Annotated in this window: 13 protein-coding genes, 1 tRNA gene, 2 rRNA genes, 1 other RNA gene and 1 other annotated feature (2 of these 18 running past the window's edge); of the genes, 13 read left to right on the forward strand and 4 right to left on the reverse strand. The window is 42.6% G+C overall.

Annotation, left to right across the window (positions count from 1 at the left end; all coding sequences use genetic code 11):
- Nucleotides 1-2,720: ribosomal RNA gene (locus tag HPT25_RS07980) — 23S ribosomal RNA — on the forward strand (it extends 215 nt beyond the left edge of the window).
- Nucleotides 2,721-2,808: 88 nt separating this feature from the next.
- A 5S ribosomal RNA gene (gene rrf / locus HPT25_RS07985) occupies nt 2,809-2,925 on the forward strand.
- Between the two features lie 48 nt (nt 2,926-2,973).
- Here the strand turns inward: rrf and HPT25_RS07990 are convergent.
- A complete protein-coding gene (locus HPT25_RS07990; RefSeq protein ID WP_376767915.1) occupies nt 2,974-3,936 on the reverse strand; it encodes a YaaC family protein in 963 nt (320 codons plus the stop codon).
- 107 nt (nt 3,937-4,043) lie between these two features.
- Here HPT25_RS07990 and guaB point away from each other — a divergent pair, with 107 nt between their 5' ends.
- The 6 genes from guaB (at nt 4,044) to HPT25_RS08020 (ending at nt 11,068) form a co-directional block, all read left to right on the forward strand.
- Complete coding sequence (gene guaB / locus HPT25_RS07995) at nt 4,044-5,516, forward strand: IMP dehydrogenase (RefSeq protein ID WP_173062398.1); 1,473 nt, start codon at nt 4,044-4,046, stop codon at nt 5,514-5,516.
- A gap of 460 nt (nt 5,517-5,976) precedes the next feature.
- Nucleotides 5,977-7,278: a serine hydrolase gene (locus HPT25_RS08000; protein ID WP_173070990.1), complete on the forward strand. Its 1,302-nt coding sequence runs from the start codon at nt 5,977-5,979 to the stop codon at nt 7,276-7,278.
- Between the two features lie 190 nt (nt 7,279-7,468).
- The gene (gene pdxS, locus HPT25_RS08005; RefSeq protein ID WP_173062400.1) at nt 7,469-8,350 is read left to right on the forward strand and encodes a pyridoxal 5'-phosphate synthase lyase subunit PdxS; all 882 of its coding nucleotides are present in this window, start codon (nt 7,469-7,471) and stop codon (nt 8,348-8,350) included.
- A gap of 211 nt (nt 8,351-8,561) precedes the next feature.
- Nucleotides 8,562-9,152: a pyridoxal 5'-phosphate synthase glutaminase subunit PdxT gene (pdxT, locus tag HPT25_RS08010; protein WP_173062403.1), complete on the forward strand. Its 591-nt coding sequence runs from the start codon at nt 8,562-8,564 to the stop codon at nt 9,150-9,152.
- 89 nt (nt 9,153-9,241) lie between these two features.
- Nucleotides 9,242-9,461, forward strand: a binding site (T-box leader).
- A 137-nt stretch (nt 9,462-9,598) separates the two neighbouring features.
- Nucleotides 9,599-10,879, forward strand: a complete 1,281-nt coding sequence (serS, locus tag HPT25_RS08015; RefSeq protein ID WP_173062406.1) for a serine--tRNA ligase — start codon at nt 9,599-9,601, stop codon at nt 10,877-10,879.
- A 96-nt stretch (nt 10,880-10,975) separates the two neighbouring features.
- Nucleotides 10,976-11,068: transfer RNA gene (locus HPT25_RS08020), tRNA-Ser, on the forward strand.
- A 99-nt stretch (nt 11,069-11,167) separates the two neighbouring features.
- On the opposite strand, the gene HPT25_RS08025 is transcribed toward HPT25_RS08020, so the two are convergent.
- The 3 genes from HPT25_RS08025 to HPT25_RS08035 form a co-directional block, all read right to left on the reverse strand.
- Nucleotides 11,168-11,869: a deoxynucleoside kinase gene (locus tag HPT25_RS08025; RefSeq protein WP_217269661.1), complete on the reverse strand. Its 702-nt coding sequence runs from the start codon at nt 11,867-11,869 to the stop codon at nt 11,168-11,170.
- Entirely contained in the window at nt 11,860-12,525 is a 666-nt protein-coding gene (locus tag HPT25_RS08030) for a deoxynucleoside kinase (protein ID WP_173062412.1), read from the reverse strand. Before HPT25_RS08030 ends, HPT25_RS08025 begins: the two co-directional genes overlap by 10 nt.
- Nucleotides 12,526-12,763: 238 nt before the next feature.
- Nucleotides 12,764-14,053, reverse strand: coding sequence for a glycosyl hydrolase family 18 protein (locus HPT25_RS08035; RefSeq protein WP_173062415.1), 1,290 nt, complete (start codon nt 14,051-14,053; stop codon nt 12,764-12,766).
- Nucleotides 14,054-14,206: 153 nt separating this feature from the next.
- Between HPT25_RS08035 and tadA the strand changes: the two genes are divergently transcribed.
- The 5 genes from tadA to recR form a co-directional block, all read left to right on the forward strand.
- Nucleotides 14,207-14,728, forward strand: a complete 522-nt coding sequence (gene tadA / locus HPT25_RS08040) for a tRNA adenosine(34) deaminase TadA (protein ID WP_173062418.1) — start codon at nt 14,207-14,209, stop codon at nt 14,726-14,728.
- Between the two features lie 71 nt (nt 14,729-14,799).
- An RNA gene (gene ffs / locus HPT25_RS08045) (signal recognition particle sRNA large type) lies at nt 14,800-15,064 on the forward strand.
- 140 nt (nt 15,065-15,204) lie between these two features.
- Complete coding sequence (gene dnaX / locus HPT25_RS08050; protein ID WP_173062421.1) at nt 15,205-16,893, forward strand: DNA polymerase III subunit gamma/tau; 1,689 nt, start codon at nt 15,205-15,207, stop codon at nt 16,891-16,893.
- 27 nt (nt 16,894-16,920) lie between these two features.
- Nucleotides 16,921-17,235 (forward strand): YbaB/EbfC family nucleoid-associated protein, encoded by a 315-nt coding sequence (locus HPT25_RS08055; protein ID WP_173070992.1) that lies wholly within the window; start codon nt 16,921-16,923, stop codon nt 17,233-17,235.
- Nucleotides 17,236-17,320: 85 nt separating this feature from the next.
- A protein-coding gene (gene recR, locus HPT25_RS08060; protein WP_173062425.1) for a recombination mediator RecR crosses the window boundary here: on the forward strand, nt 17,321-17,500 show its beginning. Its footprint extends 417 nt past the window's final position; only the first 180 of its 597 coding nucleotides appear in the window; the start codon lies at nt 17,321-17,323; its stop codon lies beyond the right edge, outside the window.

The raw sequence follows: 17,500 nt of genomic DNA on the forward strand, positions 1-17,500 counted from the left end.
GGAAGAGAAAGCAAACGCGATTCCCTGAGTAGCGGCGAGCGAAACGGGAACAGCCCAAACCGAAAGGCTTGCCTTTCGGGGTTGTAGGACACTCAACATGGAGTTACAAAGGAACGGGGTAGATGAAGCGGTCTGGAAAGGCCCGTCATAGAAGGTAACAGCCCTGTAGTTGAAACTTCGTTCCCTCCTGAGTGGATCCTGAGTACGGCCGGACACGTGAAATCCGGTCGGAAGCAGGGAGGACCATCTCCCAAGGCTAAATACTCCCTAGTGACCGATAGTGAACCAGTACCGTGAGGGAAAGGTGAAAAGCACCCCGGAAGGGGAGTGAAAGAGATCCTGAAACCGTGTGCCTACAAGTAGTCAGAGCCCGTTTATGGGTGATGGCGTGCCTTTTGTAGAATGAACCGGCGAGTTACGATTACATGCAAGGTTAAGTTGAAGAGACGGAGCCGCAGCGAAAGCGAGTCTGAATAGGGCGTTTTAGTATGTAGTCGTAGACCCGAAACCAGGTGATCTACCCATGTCCAGGGTGAAGTCCAGGTAACACTGGATGGAGGCCCGAACCGACGCACGTTGAAAAGTGCGCGGATGAGGTGTGGGTAGCGGAGAAATTCCAATCGAACTTGGAGATAGCTGGTTCTCTCCGAAATAGCTTTAGGGCTAGCCTCACGTAGTAAGAGTCTTGGAGGTAGAGCACTGTTTGGACTAGGGGCCCTCATCGGGTTACCGAATTCAGACAAACTCCGAATGCCAAAGACTTATCCGTGGGAGTCAGACTGCGAGTGATAAGATCCGTAGTCAAAAGGGAAACAGCCCAGACCACCAGCTAAGGTCCCAAAGTATACGTTAAGTGGAAAAGGATGTGGAGTTGCTTAGACAACCAGGATGTTGGCTTAGAAGCAGCCACCATTTAAAGAGTGCGTAATAGCTCACTGGTCGAGTGACTCTGCGCCGAAAATGTACCGGGGCTAAACGTATCACCGAAGCTGTGGATTGACATCTACGATGTCAGTGGTAGGAGAGCGTTCTAAGGGCTGTGAAGCGGGATCGGAAGGACCCGTGGAGCGCTTAGAAGTGAGAATGCCGGTATGAGTAGCGAAAGATGAGTGAGAATCTCATCCACCGAATGCCTAAGGTTTCCTGAGGAAGGCTCGTCCGCTCAGGGTTAGTCGGGACCTAAGCCGAGGCCGAAAGGCATAGGCGATGGACAACAGGTTGATATTCCTGTACCACCTCTTTATCGTTTGAGTGATGGGGGGACGCAGGAGGATAGGGTAAGCGCGCTGTTGGATATGCGCGTCTAAGCAGTTAGGCTGAGAAGCAGGAAAATCCGCTTTTCGAACAGGCTGAGCTGTGATAGCGAGGGAAATAGAGTACCGAAGTTCCTGATTCCACACTGCCAAGAAAAGCCTCTAGCGAGATAAAAGGTGCCCGTACCGCAAACCGACACAGGTAGGCGAGGAGAGAATCCTAAGGTGAGCGAGAGAACTCTCGTTAAGGAACTCGGCAAAATGACCCCGTAACTTCGGGAGAAGGGGTGCTTTTTGAGGTGAATAGCCTCGAAGAGCCGCAGTGAATAGGCCCAGGCGACTGTTTAGCAAAAACACAGGTCTCTGCGAAGCCGCAAGGCGAAGTATAGGGGCTGACGCCTGCCCGGTGCTGGAAGGTTAAGAGGAGGGGTTAGCGCAAGCGAAGCTCTGAATCGAAGCCCCAGTAAACGGCGGCCGTAACTATAACGGTCCTAAGGTAGCGAAATTCCTTGTCGGGTAAGTTCCGACCCGCACGAAAGGCGTAACGATCTGGGCACTGTCTCAACGAGAGACTCGGTGAAATTATAGTACCTGTGAAGATGCAGGTTACCCGCGACAGGACGGAAAGACCCCATGGAGCTTTACTGTAGCCTGATATTGAATTTTGGTACAGCTTGTACAGGATAGGTAGGAGCCTGAGAAGCCGGAGCGCCAGCTTCGGTGGAGGCGTCGGTGGGATACTACCCTGGCTGTATTGAAATTCTAACCCACACCCCTGATCGGGGTGGGAGACAGTGTCAGGTGGGCAGTTTGACTGGGGCGGTCGCCTCCTAAAGAGTAACGGAGGCGCCCAAAGGTTCCCTCAGAATGGTTGGAAATCATTCGCAGAGTGTAAAGGCACAAGGGAGCTTGACTGCGAGACCTACAAGTCGAGCAGGGACGAAAGTCGGGCTTAGTGATCCGGTGGTTCCGCATGGAAGGGCCATCGCTCAACGGATAAAAGCTACCCTGGGGATAACAGGCTTATCTCCCCCAAGAGTCCACATCGACGGGGAGGTTTGGCACCTCGATGTCGGCTCATCGCATCCTGGGGCTGTAGTCGGTCCCAAGGGTTGGGCTGTTCGCCCATTAAAGCGGTACGCGAGCTGGGTTCAGAACGTCGTGAGACAGTTCGGTCCCTATCCGTCGCGGGCGCAGGAAATTTGAGAGGAGCTGTCCTTAGTACGAGAGGACCGGGATGGACGCACCGCTGGTGTACCAGTTGTCTTGCCAAAGGCATCGCTGGGTAGCTATGTGCGGACGGGATAAGTGCTGAAAGCATCTAAGCATGAAGCCCCCCTCAAGATGAGATTTCCCATAGCGTCAAGCTAGTAAGATCCCTGAAAGATGATCAGGTTGATAGGTCAGAGGTGGAAGCGTGGTAACATGTGGAGCTGACTGATACTAATCGATCGAGGACTTAACCAAGTCATAGCAATATGAATAAAGCGAACTCGTTCTTAAACGTTTCTTCTGTATTATCTAGTTTTGAGGGAATGAAACCTCAACAAAATAGTCTGGCGGTGATGGCGAGAAGGTCACACCCGTTCCCATACCGAACACGGAAGTTAAGCTTCTCAGCGCCGATGGTAGTTGGGGCGAAAGCCCCTGTGAGAGTAGGACGCTGCCAGGCAAATGAAGGACAACCTTTTAAGGTTGTCTTTTTTTGTATATTCTTAGCTTATTTCATAGGTCTTTCGCCTTGTTTCAATAGAAATTGATATATTAAAAACGGGCCTTTTTCCATGGTGATATGAAGGAATGATTGAATAAATGGAAAATCACGATTGGGCATCATTTTTGTTAGTTCACTCCACCACTCTGTTTCATAGCGGGCAATCATGCTTAAGTTATACAGAAGCAAATAATGAATTAAAAGTTCAGGAAAGTTTATGAACTTGTTTTTATTTAAGGGTATGGTCCAAGTATTACCTTCCAAAATAAATTTTACAAATTTGTACTCCAGTAATACTGATTGATCTACTTTAAATGCTAAGCCATTACTTGCAGGTTCAATATTAGAGGCAAACTTAGATATAAAGTACTCTTTAAAGCGATTTTCCGTCATATGGTAATAATCCAGTATAATTTCAGGAATTATCAGTTGATCATCTTCTTGATCTATTTTTTCAAAGGTCTTTTTGCCTTCATGCATGATAAATAATTCATTGAGTTCCGGTATAAGTTGCAATAATTCTTCCATGATGACTTTTTCCCCTTCCAATTGTTTCATGTGAAACAATTTTTCTGACATATAAGGAAAAAGTCCATTTTTTTGAAGTTTCACTTCATCTTGGAAGAATTGATAATTTTGCTTTTTTCGTTTTCTTGTTGATACGCCATGGGCCAATACGGCAGTTGTCTCTGGATATGCGGGGTCCATTGTTAAAATACAAGCTTTAATTAAATGGACTAGACCATAAAAGAGTAAGATAGGCCGTAAAATAAGAGGAGCTTTTTCAGCCTGTTCATAATAAATTTGTCCATGTTCAAGATAATAAAGAAAGGCATAGCAGTTTTCATAGCTTTTTTGTTCAGCCTGAGCAACATTTTCCTTTTTATAACATTTATTGAGATAATGCTGGCAAAATTCTGCGGAGAAAAAGCAGGAGAAGCTCTTCCAGCCATTATATGGTGTGTTCACATGCATCATCCTTTTTTTGAATAATCAAACTAATTCGTTTTTCCTTGACAGTAGTTTGTCCAATTGATAACCTACAAATAAAATTTTTTGTTCTGGGGGCTGTTAGAATGTGGGAAAATAAGTTTTCAAAAGAAGGTTTGACGTTTGATGATGTTTTGTTAATTCCAGGGAAATCAGAAGTTCTGCCAAGAGATGTGGATTTACAGGTGGAATTATCACCCAATGTAAAGCTTAATATTCCCATTATTAGTGCTGGAATGGACACGGTAACAGAATCGGAAATGGCCATTGCTATGGCACGGCAAGGCGGTCTAGGAATCATTCATAAGAATATGTCAATTGAACAGCAAGCGGAACAAGTGGAAAAGGTTAAACGTTCTGAAAGTGGAGTCATTACGGATCCATTTTTCCTAACGCCTGAGCATCAGGTTTTTGATGCAGAGCATTTGATGGGGAAATATCGTATTTCCGGTGTGCCAATTGTGAATAATAACGAAGAACAAAAGCTTGTAGGAATTATTACAAACCGCGATCTTCGCTTTATTCAGGATCAGGACTATTCTTTTAAGATTTCTGATGTTATGACAAAGGAAAATCTGGTTACAGCTCCTGTTGGAACAACTTTAAGTGAAGCAGAAAAAATCCTGCAACACCATAAAATTGAAAAGCTGCCGCTTGTTGATAATCAAGGTGTTTTGAAGGGATTAATTACCATTAAGGATATTGAAAAAGTAATTGAGTTTCCAAACTCAGCAAAAGATAAGCAAGGGCGTTTATTAGCTGGAGGTGCTGTTGGGGTTACGAAGGATACCATGAAGCGGGTCGAAGCACTTGTAAAAGCCAATGTGGATGTGATTGTGGTTGACACGGCCCATGGACATTCAAGAGGAGTACTGGATACGGTGAAAGAAATTCGCAGCACTTATCCTGAGTTAACGATCATTGCCGGAAATGTGGCAACGGCAGAAGCAACGAAAGATTTAATTGAAGCTGGAGCAGATGTTGTGAAGGTGGGAATTGGACCTGGATCCATTTGTACCACAAGGGTTGTTGCAGGAGTGGGCGTTCCACAAATTACAGCTGTTTATGACTGTGCAACGGAAGCAATGAAGCATGGTAAGAGCATAATAGCCGATGGCGGTATTAAATTTTCAGGTGACATTGTAAAAGCACTAGCGTCAGGAGGACATGCTGTCATGCTAGGAAGCTTGCTTGCAGGAGTAACAGAAAGCCCAGGGGAAACTGAGATCTTCCAAGGACGCCGCTTTAAAGTGTATCGCGGAATGGGCTCTGTTGCAGCGATGGAAAAAGGGTCAAAAGACCGATACTTCCAAGAAGATAATAAGAAATTTGTTCCTGAAGGGATTGAAGGTCGTATTCCTTACAAAGGTCCATTGGCAGAAACTATTTATCAATTGATAGGTGGTCTGCGTTCCGGTATGGGATATTGTGGAACAAAGGATCTTCAGGAATTAAGAATGGACAGCCAATTTGTCAGAATGACTGGTGCTGGTCTAAGAGAAAGCCATCCACATGATATTCAAATTACAAAAGAGGCACCAAATTACTCACTTTTATAAACTAAAAAAAGGCAATGCAGCACTTGACGTTTTGTCAAAGGGCGCACTGCCTTTTCCTTTTTTAGGCGCTGTTTTAAACGAGACTGTTGATTTCCTATCCAGGCACCAAAGTTTCGGAAGGTCAGAGGAGCCTCATGGCACTTCTGGCGCCTGTTATGTCTCCTCTGTCCCATACTCTTGTTCTTGAATCTCCCTCTATGTACGCAGGACATACGTTAGTATTTTCGAGTATTCTAAGTCCTTCCGCTCCCATCAACAGGTAGCAAAATCAACAACATGGTTTAACCTAGACCTTTTTAAGTAAATATGACCCAGGGAATTGCCTGTTATGGAAGGAAAATGCTTCGATGCTCTGTCTATGATTTGTTTTGGAGTTATGATAAAATAGGCAAAGTGTAATAATACCTTGGAGGGCGTTATCGTGAAGAAACATGTTTTTCAGAAGTGTATAGCCAGTGCGATGGCACTTATTTTATTTTTCAGCCTCTTTACCGGGGTGAATAAAGCAAAGGCACAAGCGGATTTAAACGTGAATGCTGATGGTGCCATATTAGTGGATGGTAAAACAGGAAGAGTTTTATATGAAAAAAATGCAGATACTCCGCTAGGAATTGCCAGCATGACCAAAATGATGACTGAATATATGCTATTGGATGCCATTAAAAAAGGCAAGGTAAGCTGGGATCAGACTTATACAGTTGATGACGAAGTTTATAAAATGTCTCAAGATCGCAGTCTATCAAACGTTCCGCTGCGCCAAGGCGGCCAATACAACGTAAAGGAATTGTATCAGGCAGTGGCCATATATTCCGCGGACGCGGCAGCGATTGCTTTAGCGGAAATTATGGGCGGATCGGAAACAAACTTTGTCAAAATGATGAATGCTGAAGCAGAGAAATTAGGATTAAAACACTATAAATTTGTGAATGCTTCAGGTTTAAATAATGCGGATTACAAGGGAATGCAGCCATCAGTCGGCGGGCCAACAGATGAAAATTTGATGTCAACACGAGACGTTGCGACATTGGCTTTCCACCTTATTAATGACTTCCCTGAGGTTTTACAGACATCTAGTATTCCAAAAATGACATTCCGTCAAGGTACTAAAGATGCCATTAATATGCCAAACTGGAACTGGATGCTTCCATCATTAGTTTATGGATATCAAGGGATGGACGGGCTAAAGACAGGACATACTGACTTTGCTGGTTATTGCTTTACAGGTACGGCAGAGCGTGATGGCAAGCGATTTATTACCGTGGTGCAAAATGCCAAGGATGCCAATGGAAAGGGCGGATATTCTGCTCGTTTCAGTGAAACAAGAAAAATGTTGGATTATGCTTTTAGCAATTATTCTAAACAACAAATTTTTCCTAAGCATTATGAAATTAAGGGGAATAAGACCGTTCCAGTAATTAACGGGAAAAGCAGTCAAGTAGAAGTATACACAAATTCAGCGCTTTCTATGCTGGCTCAGAGCGGGGAAAAACAAGATTTAAAACCTGTGATAGTACTCGATAAATCGAAGGTCAACAGTAAAGGAGAGCTTACCGCACCAGTTAAAAAAGGTGAAAAGGTAGGATATTTAATGCTTGAATCGAAAAATGGCGACAAACTCAGCTTCGTAACACCAGAAGGTGAAAAGAAAGCACAGGTTGATGTAGTTGCTTCCCAAGATGTCGATAAGGCTAATTGGTTTGTTTTGATGATGAAGGGAATTGGCCATTTCTTCAGTAACGTATGGCATAAAATTTTTCATTAAGTCTATATTTTGATTGGACCGCTTACTTTTCTCAATATTTGGTGTCGGAAAAAAGGATTCCTGCCTTGACAGGAATCCTTTTTTGTTGCTTTAATGGGTTTATGGGGAAATAATATTCCGACATAAAAATATGGAATTTCCTAACAACGCACTCATTATTCTAAATATTTTTTAAAAAGGGGATTTTACAATGATAACTGGTACAGATCGTGTAAAACGCGGAATGGCTGAAATGCAAAAAGGCGGCGTCATCATGGACGTTGTCAATGCTGAGCAAGCAAAAATTGCTGAGGAAGCAGGAGCAGTGGCTGTAATGGCCCTTGAACGTGTTCCTTCAGATATTCGTGCTGCTGGCGGTGTTGCCAGAATGGCAGACCCAAGAATTGTTGAAGAAGTAATGAATGCTGTTTCTATTCCAGTTATGGCAAAAGCAAGAATTGGCCATATCGTGGAGGCTCGTGTTCTAGAAGCTATGGGTGTTGACTACATAGACGAGAGTGAAGTATTAACACCAGCTGATGAGGAATTCCATTTAAATAAAAATGATTATACAGTACCGTTTGTCTGCGGCTGTAGGGACCTAGGTGAAGCTGCCCGCAGGATCGGTGAAGGTGCTTCCATGCTTCGCACAAAGGGTGAACCTGGTACAGGGAATATTGTTGAGGCAGTACGCCATATTCGTAAAGTGAATGCACAAGTTCGTAAAGTGGTTTCCATGAACGAAGACGAGCTTATGACAGAAGCTAAACTTCTAGGTGCGCCATACGAAATTCTCCTTGAAATTAAACGTCTTGGCCGTCTTCCAGTTGTTAACTTTGCAGCTGGCGGAGTAGCAACTCCTGCTGACGCAGCGTTAATGATGCAATTAGGATCAGATGGTGTATTTGTAGGCTCAGGAATTTTCAAATCTGAAAATCCAGCTAAATTTGCAAGAGCGATTGTAGAAGCGACAACTCATTACACTGATTACAAATTAATTGCCGAGCTTTCAAAAGACTTAGGCACACCAATGAAAGGTATTGAGATTTCATCTTTGACACCAGCAGATCGCATGCAAGACCGCGGTTGGTAAAAGGATAAGCGGAAGCCGCTTGCTCAGTAACGACAAGCATAAATTGAGCCGGCGAGAAGGCTGTCATTTACCTTCTTGGCGGATGGGATTATGACCTTGATCCTTTCCACCGAGCTGGAAAGAAAAGCGGAATACAACAGAAAAGCAAGAAATCTGAGAGTGCCCGGTTAACAATGTGAACCGGGCCTTCAGTAAAAAAGGAGTATTTCTTATGATAAAAATTGGGGTTCTCGCATTACAAGGAGCAGTTCGGGAACATATTCAATCATTAGAAGCATGTGGTGTCGAGGCTATTGCCATTAAACATAAAGAACAGTTAAATGAAATAGATGGACTTATTCTTCCTGGTGGAGAAAGTACTACAATGCGCCGTTTAATTGATAAATATGACTTCATGGACGCATTAAAGGCATTTGCCCGATCAGGGAAACCAATGTTTGGTACTTGTGCAGGGTTAATTCTTTTAGCGAAGAATATTGCCGGGTACAGCGAGCCGCACATTGGTGTCATGGATGTTACGGTTGAACGAAACTCCTTTGGACGTCAAGTAGACAGCTTTGAGGCTGACCTTGCGATTAAAGATGTGGCAGAAAGTTTTCCTGCTGTCTTTATTCGAGCACCACACATTGTCGAGGCAGGAGAGAATGTTGAAATCCTGTGCAAGCATAATGATCGCATTGTAGCTGCACGGGAAGGGCAATTCTTGGGCTGCTCTTTCCATCCAGAACTGACTGGTAACCATAGTATTACTGCTTACTTTGTGGAAATGGTGAAAGAAGCTAAGCAAAAACAGCTAGTTTAGGACATCGCTACCGTCTTTTAGATTGCTGAATAATATCATTGCAATTTGGTAATATTTATAGTAAATTAAGAAATACCAAAATCAAAATGTTGAAAGCAATGAGAGGAACTAGTAACAAGATATTGTTCTAAAGAGAGCCGGTGGCTGGTGTGAACCGGTGGAGAATGCTTGTGAATCCCTCCTCGAGCAGGGTGCGGAACGCTGTACATGTATGGTCATTAAGTGCCCTCGGCCGAAAACCGTTAATTTTTAAGAGGTGGACAGTTTCTGTCAACCAGGGTGGTAACGCGGGTAACTCTCGTCCCTGTTTTGGGGACGGGAGTTTTTTATTGACTTTGAAGGTAGTATAAAGCCATATTGTAACCGAAAGTTATTCATCATGCTGTAAACATTTCAATTAATTGATGACAGTTAAAGTGATAAAAAGAAAAGGAGTGCTATAAAACATGCTTGATTTAAAATATTTAAGAGCCAATTTTAATGAAGTGAAGGAAAAGCTTCAGCATCGCGGCGAAGATTTAACCGATTTTGGGCAGTTTGAAGAATTGGACCAGAAGAGACGAGAACTAATCGTTGAATCTGAAAAATTAAAGGGGCAGAGAAATGAAGTAACACAGCAGGTGGCTGCACTAAAACGTGAGAAAAAGGATGCAGATCACTTAATCCAAGAAATGCGAATGGTTGGAGACAAAATTAAAGCCCTTGATGATGAATTAAAGGGTGTTGAAGAAACGTTAGAAGAACTATTGCTAAGCATTCCTAATATTCCTCATGAAAGTGTCCCGATTGGCGAAACAGAGGAAGATAATATAGAAACTCGGAGATGGGGGAAAATCCGCGAGTTTAATTTTGAACCTAAACCGCATTGGGAGATTGCTGATGGGTTAGGAATTCTAGATTTTGAACGGGCTGGAAAGGTTACTGGGAGCCGTTTTGTTTTTTATAAAGGCCTTGGGGCCCGTTTAGAGCGTGCTTTGATTAGCTTTATGCTTGATCTGCATGTGGAGGAGCATGGATATACAGAAGTGATCCCGCCATACTTGGTGAATCGTGCCAGCATGACAGGAACCGGCCAGCTTCCTAAATTTGAAGAAGATGCTTTTTTAATTGAAAGTGAAGATTACTTCCTTATTCCGACTGCAGAAGTGCCTGTAACGAATTTGTACCGTGATGAAATTTTAAACGGTGATGAGCTTCCAATCCGTTATGCGGCCTACAGCGCCTGCTTCCGTTCTGAAGCTGGTTCAGCGGGCCGTGACACCAGGGGGCTAATTCGCCAGCACCAGTTTAATAAAGTTGAGCTAGTGAAGTTTGTGAAGCCTGAAGATTCTTATGATGAACTTGAAAAGTTGACAAATGATGCAGAAAGAGTACTTCAGCTTTTAGAGCTTCCATACCATGTGTTAAGCATGTGTACAGGAGACCTTGGCTTTACCGCTGCCAAAAAGTACGATATTGAGGTTTGGCTGCCTAGCTATGAAACTTACCGTGAAATCTCTTCTTGTAGTAATTTTGAGGCATTCCAGGCTCGTCGCGCGAATATCCGCTTCCGCCGTGACTTAAAGGCAAAGCCGGAGCATGTGCATACATTAAATGGATCAGGTCTTGCAATTGGCCGCACAGTCGCTGCTATTTTGGAAAATTATCAGCAGGAAGACGGCAGTGTCATCATTCCAACTGTACTGCGCCCGTATATGGGGAACCGTGAAGTGATCAAACCAGTCTAATGAGGAAATTCTCGGGCAGAAAAATTTCTGCTCGAGAATTCCAAAATTTGATTTGACTTTGTGGAGATTTTGTGATAAATTAATTTTTGTTGTTACGGAGGAATACCCAAGTCCGGCTGAAGGGATCGGTCTTGAAAACCGACAGGCGGGTTAAACCGCGCGGGGGTTCGAATCCCTCTTCCTCCGCCACCAAATAAATAATCGCGCATAAAACTGGAGATAAAAGTTCGTTACAAACTATTGTAGCGAACTTTTTTTTTATTTCCATAAAAAAACACATATTGGCATTTAACCAATATATGTTTTTGTTATAGATAGAATTTCATTTAATTTTTCTTCTACTTCACGGCAAACTCTTTTTGCGTCAAGGGCATTGTTAACAACATCTGTTTGATCCATATTAATAATCAATACTTCACTTGCATCATAATGGTCGATAACCCATTCATCATAGCCCTTCCAAACTTCAAAATAATACTCCTTTAATTCAGGGTTAATCTCAAAGCTTCTGCCGCGGGCCATAATTCGGTCGAGTACTGTTTCAAAAGAGCCTTTTAAATAGACCATGAGATCTGGGGCTTTTTTCGGAAGTTCTTTTAGCTCCTCCATCATGTTGTCAGCAAGCTCTTCGTAGATTTTAAATTCTAAATCAGAGATTCTGCCCAAATTTTTATTTACATAAGCAAAGTACCAATCTTCATAAATGGAACGGTCTTGAATCGTATATATGGGGTTCTTCCAATTTATACAGTCCTTTACCGTTTTAAAACGTTTGTTAAGGAAAAATAATTGCAGTAAAAAGGGAATTCTTTTAGCATCCAATTCTTCTGGAGTCAATTCATAATAAAGAGGGAGAATTGGATTATCATCTACCGCTTCGTAAAATACCTTACTCTCAATTCCATTACTTTGAAAATGATCTCTCAATAGGTCCGCCACACTTGTTTTTCCAAGACCAATCATACCGCCAATAACGATGCTCACGAACATCCCCCTGTTCTAAAATGTGTTTGTTCAGCTTTCTCTTTTAATGCCAATGAAAGTCGTTTCATGATAAGGTCTAAATCCTGATCGTTTTTTACGAAATCTAAATCATCGCCGTTGAAGCGAAGAACAGGTATTTCCGGATGTTCCTTTTCAAACAACGCCATGGTATGTTCATAATCTAAAGATAATTGCTCCAAATAAAGCGGGCTGATATTTTTTTCTACTTCGCGCCCTCTAAGTTTAATCCGTTTTAACAATGTATCAAGGCTTGCGTTTAAATAAATGATCACGTTCGGTTTTGGCATATCTTCAGTTAAGATTTGATAAATCTTATAATATTTTGCGTATTCACTTGGATTCAATGTTCTCTGGGCAAAAATCAAATTTTTGAATATATGATAATCAGCAACGACAGCTTGATTTTTGCTAATATATTGGGTATTGATATCTCCTAATTGTTTAAATCGATTGCACAGAAAAAACATCTCTGTCTGAAAGCTCCATTCCTCAATGTTTTCGTAAAATTTCCCCAGGAATGGATTTTCGTCAACAATTTCCTTTAAAAGGGCAAAATTAAATTGCTCCGAGATTGCTCTTGCAAGCGATGTTTTTCCCACACCGATCGGCCCTTCAACCGTAATAAAGGGTGTAGCCCCCATTTTTATCCCCCTTCTCCTGCTGCTTGCATTGCTATGTTTAGCCAGACTAACTGGAATTATCTATTTTTATGAATATGGCAGAAAATCGTCAGTAAGCGACAATTTCCGCAATGACACAAAGAATATTCTATCATAATCTGTCCCTCGATTGGATATGGAATATTTTTAAAGAAGTGAATTTCTTTGAGAGATATGAAAAAACTGCCGGATAAGCGGCAGTCTTTTGAGAAAATATCTTTTAAGTAGCCCGTTTTGTTACATTGAAATTTTCTACAATTAATAGCCAGTTCTGCGGGAATGCCAATCCAAGCTTCCAATAGCTCATACCGCGTAAATTGAGTTCTTTAATTAAATTAAATTTAGCTTGGATTGAGCGGGCATCTTCAAACCAGACCTCATGCTGCTTCCCGTCTGCAGCGGTATAGTTGAAATGTGGAGCTTGTGACTTTTCATCATACTGGATGGGAACATTATGCTGTGCTGCACGCTGTATGGCTTCCTGCGGGCTGACTGCCTCAGCAACGGTACCTTGGACAAACGGCAGTGTCCAATCATAACCATAAAGATTCTGCCCCATAAGAATTTTATTAGAAGGGATTGCAGATACAGCATAGTCCATTACTTTTCTTACTTGATCAATAGGCGAGACTGCCATCGCAGGGCCGCCGCTGTAGCCCCACTCATATGACATAATGACCACAAAGTCGGATATTTCCCCATGTGCTTTATAATCATGGCCCTCATACCATTTACCTTTTTGTGTAGCACTGGTTTTTGGGGCAAGGGCTGTTGACATAAGCCAGCCCTCTTGATTAAATCTGGCCTTTGCTTTTCGTAAAAATTGGTTATAGGCATCACGATCAACAGGGCGTAAGTATTCGAAATCGAAGTGGATGTCACGAAAACCGTACTTTTTAGCGGTTGCCACGATATTATTGAGAAATGTATTCTGAATGGCCATATTTGTCAGGATGATCCGCCCCAGTTCATCGCTGAATTGGTCATTTTCCTGATTGTTTATCACCATCATTAATACATTGCGGTTGGCCCTGGCTATGGCTGGGAAGTTATTGAGGAGCGGCTCCTTCAGTGTGCCATCACGCTGCGCTTGAAAGGCGAAAGGAGCTAAGTAAGTTAAATAGGGTCCAGCCTCCCTTGCGCTATTTTCCAAACTCGGCAAAATAGAAGTGCTGCGTGGTTCTACATAGCCATTAAATTCAGCATTTCTTTTTGGGGCTGCGGGGATATACAGACGTTGGCCCGTTTGAAGTGTCTGATTGACAGAAATTTGATTAACAGAGGCAACCTGTTGGGCGGAAACCCCTTCTTTTCTAGCTATCGATTGGACAGTATCCCCAGACTGTACAAAATGGAACCTGCCAACAATAGGGATGACAAGTGATTGTCCGACGACAAGATTATTTGGATTTGGAAGATCATTAGCTTCGACAATATCTTGAGTAGTTGTATGGAAGGTTCTTGCTATGGTTGTTAATGATTCATTTTGTCTGACAACGTGGATTTGCATTTTATCTCCTCCCTGCACATATGCGCTACCGCTATTCTATGAGGTGGGAAGCAGATAAATGATATAATATGGGCAAATTTCACCTTTCAAGGTGTTTATATAATGATTTTAGGATAAAATCTATAGTTAAGTAGGGGTTAGGATGGTTAATGAATGACGAACGAACACACGCAAGATGAAACGTATATGATGGAAGCCATAATGGAAGCGAAAAAGGCGGAAGCATTAAATGAGGTACCTATTGGTGCAATTATCGTTCACGATGGTAAGATTATTTCTCGGGCCCATAATTTAAGAGAAAATGAACAAAATTCATTGGCACATGCGGAGCTTCTGGCAATTGAACAGGCCTGCAGGGAAATGGGAAGCTGGAGGCTGGAGGATACAACATTGTATGTAACATTGGAACCTTGCCCCATGTGCTCTGGAGCTATTGTTCTATCGAGAATTCAGCGTGTGGTATATGGCGCCAGCGATCCAAAGGGCGGTTGTGCGGGAACATTAATGAACCTTTTACAAGAGCCGCGCTTCAACCATCAATGCCAAGTTGAAGCTGGGGTATTAGAGAATCAATGTGGCCAAATGCTTTCAGATTTTTTTCGAAAAATCAGGGAGAAAAAAAGGGTCCAGAAAAAAAATATAGACTTACAAAAATTTACAACGGATAATAATTGATTTTTTTCAAGAATATTTGTATACTAAAAAAGCGTCAGTTACGACGCATTTAATAATTGGTATCAACTTTGCCGCGCTAGGTGGGGAGGCAGCGGTGCCCTGTACCCGCAATCCGCTCTAGCGGGACTGAATCCCTTCCCGAGGCTGATGACCTGTAGGGTCTGCCTTAAGTAAGTGGTGTTGACGCCCGGGTCCTGCGCAATGGGAATCCATGAACCATGTCAGGTCCGGAAGGAAGCAGCATTAAGTGGACTCTCCCATGTGCCGCAGGGGTGCCTGGGCCGAGCTAACTGCTTAAGTAACGCTTATGGGCGTCAGTCGACGGAAGGTGCGCGGCAGTTATTACATATTATAAAATGAAAACTCATCCTTTTTTAGGATGGGTTTTTTAATTACTCGTAAGGATTCGCTTTGAAATCATTCAAACATTTACTGTATAATAGATAAGATGAAAATTTCCGAAGGGGGCGTTGTCTTTGGCGTATCAAGCTTTATATCGTGTATGGCGTCCGCAAACTTTTTTTGATGTGGTTGGACAAGAACATGTAACGAAGACATTGCAAAATGCCCTGCTTCAGCAAAAAACTTCTCATGCGTATCTCTTTTCCGGACCAAGGGGAACAGGTAAAACAAGTGCAGCCAAAATTTTGGCAAAGGCTATTAACTGTGAGCATGCACCAGTTGCGGAACCATGTAATGAATGTGCGGCATGCCGTGGAATTACAAATGGTACCATTCCGGATGTTTTGGAATTTGACGCAGCTTCGAACTCTCGTGTAGAAGAAATGAGAGATGTTCTGGATAAGGTCAGATTTGCTCCGACAGCGGTTAACTATAAGGTCTATATCATTGATGAAGTGCATATGCTCTCGATTAGTGCTTTTAATGCATTGCTGAAAACACTAGAGGAGCCTCCGAAGCATGTCATTTTTATTTTGGCCACTACAGAACCGCATAAAATTCCGTTAACGATCATCTCCAGATGTCAAAGGTTTGATTTTAGACGGATTACCGCTCAATCAATTGTCAACCGAATGAAGTTAATTCTCCAGGAAACAGGCGTGAATTGTGATGATAATGCCTTACAATTAATTGCTAGAGCGGCTGAGGGCGGTATGCGTGATGCCTTAAGTCTATTAGATCAAGCTATTTCCTACAGTGAAGATCGAGTAACCGTGGAGGATGCTTTAACGGTAACAGGGTCGGTATCTCAAGGTTTCTTGAATAAAATGGCTGCAGCCTTCCGTGAAAAGGATGTGGTCAAAGGATTAGAGGCCTTGGAGGAGCTGTTATTTCACGGGAAAGACCCTGCGCGATTTATTGAGGATCTTATTTTATTTTATCGTGATATGCTGCTTTACAAGACTGCTCCAAAGCTGGAAGAATCATTGGAAAGAGTACTGCTCGATGACGAGTTTCGGAGACTGACGGAGGAAATGTCAACAGCAGAGATATACCAGTTGATAGATCTGTTAAATAAAACACAGCAGGATATGCGTTGGACCAATCACCCCAGGATTTTTCTGGAGGTTGCCATCGTCAAATTGTGTCAATTGGATGTAAAACAGACAATGCAGGCACAACCGGAAAATATGGAACAATTATTATCACGGATCGACCAGCTGGAAAACGAGCTGCGAATATTAAAAGAACATGGCGTGGCCAGATCGCAGCAAGATCCAGCTGCCCAGACTCAAAAATCGGCACAAAGGGTATCGAGGAATTCATTTCAGGCGCCAGTTGGAAAAATCAATGAGGTTCTTAAACAAGCAACTAAGAATGATCTGAATCTTGTCAAAGCCAGTTGGGGAGAAATGAGGGCTGGTTTGCTGAAATCGCAGGCAGCTCTGTTAAGTGAAGCTGAACCGGTGGCTGCTTCTTCAGCCGCTTTAATTATAAAATTTAAGCATGGGATGATTTGCCAAATGGCGATGAACCGTAGTGATTTTATTGAAGCGGTAACGTCAGCTTTAATGAAATTAACCGGTAGAAAGCTATTGCTGTTAGGTATTCCTGAAGATCAATGGCATTCCCTGAGGGAAAATTTCCTGAGTAGTCAACACGATGACCTAGAAGAGGGAAGTGGTACGACCAGGGAAGAAGAACCTCATATTGCCGAAGCAAAGAAGCTATTTGGTGCAGAGATTGTTGAAATTATTGATTAATTAACTATTTGGAGGTAGAAAATTATGATGCGTGGCGGCGGAAATATGCAAAATATGATGAAGCAAATGCAAAAAATGCAAAAGAAAATGCAAGAGGCTCAAGAAGAATTAGGAAAACAAACTGTAGAAGGTACTGCTGGAGGCGGTATGGTAACTGTTAAAGTATCAGGCCATAAAGAAGTAGTGGATATTGCCATTAAACCTGAAGCAGTAGATCCGGATGATATTGAAATGCTGCAGGATTTAGTTCTAGCTGCTGTAAATGATGCGCTAAAAAAAGCAGACGAAATGACAAACAATACAATGGGGCAGTTTACAAAAGGTCTAAATCTGCCATTTTAATAAATAAATTCAGGTATCCCTCTATTTTCTGGGCACATGTCCAAAGGTAGAGGGTGAATTTTCATTTAAGAGAGGAATTATAAAAATGCATTATCCTGAACCGATCTCTAAGCTGATTGACAGCTTTATGAAATTACCGGGAATTGGCCCGAAAACAGCCTCTCGACTAGCATTCCATGTTTTAAGTATGAAAGAAGATACGGTCCTCGACTTTGCGAAAGCTTTGGTAAATGCAAAACGAAATTTAACGTATTGTTCCGTCTGC

Origin of the sequence: Neobacillus endophyticus, assembly GCF_013248975.1 — a bacterium.
In the GTDB taxonomy this organism is placed as follows: Bacteria; Bacillota; Bacilli; order Bacillales; family Cytobacillaceae; genus Neobacillus; species Neobacillus endophyticus.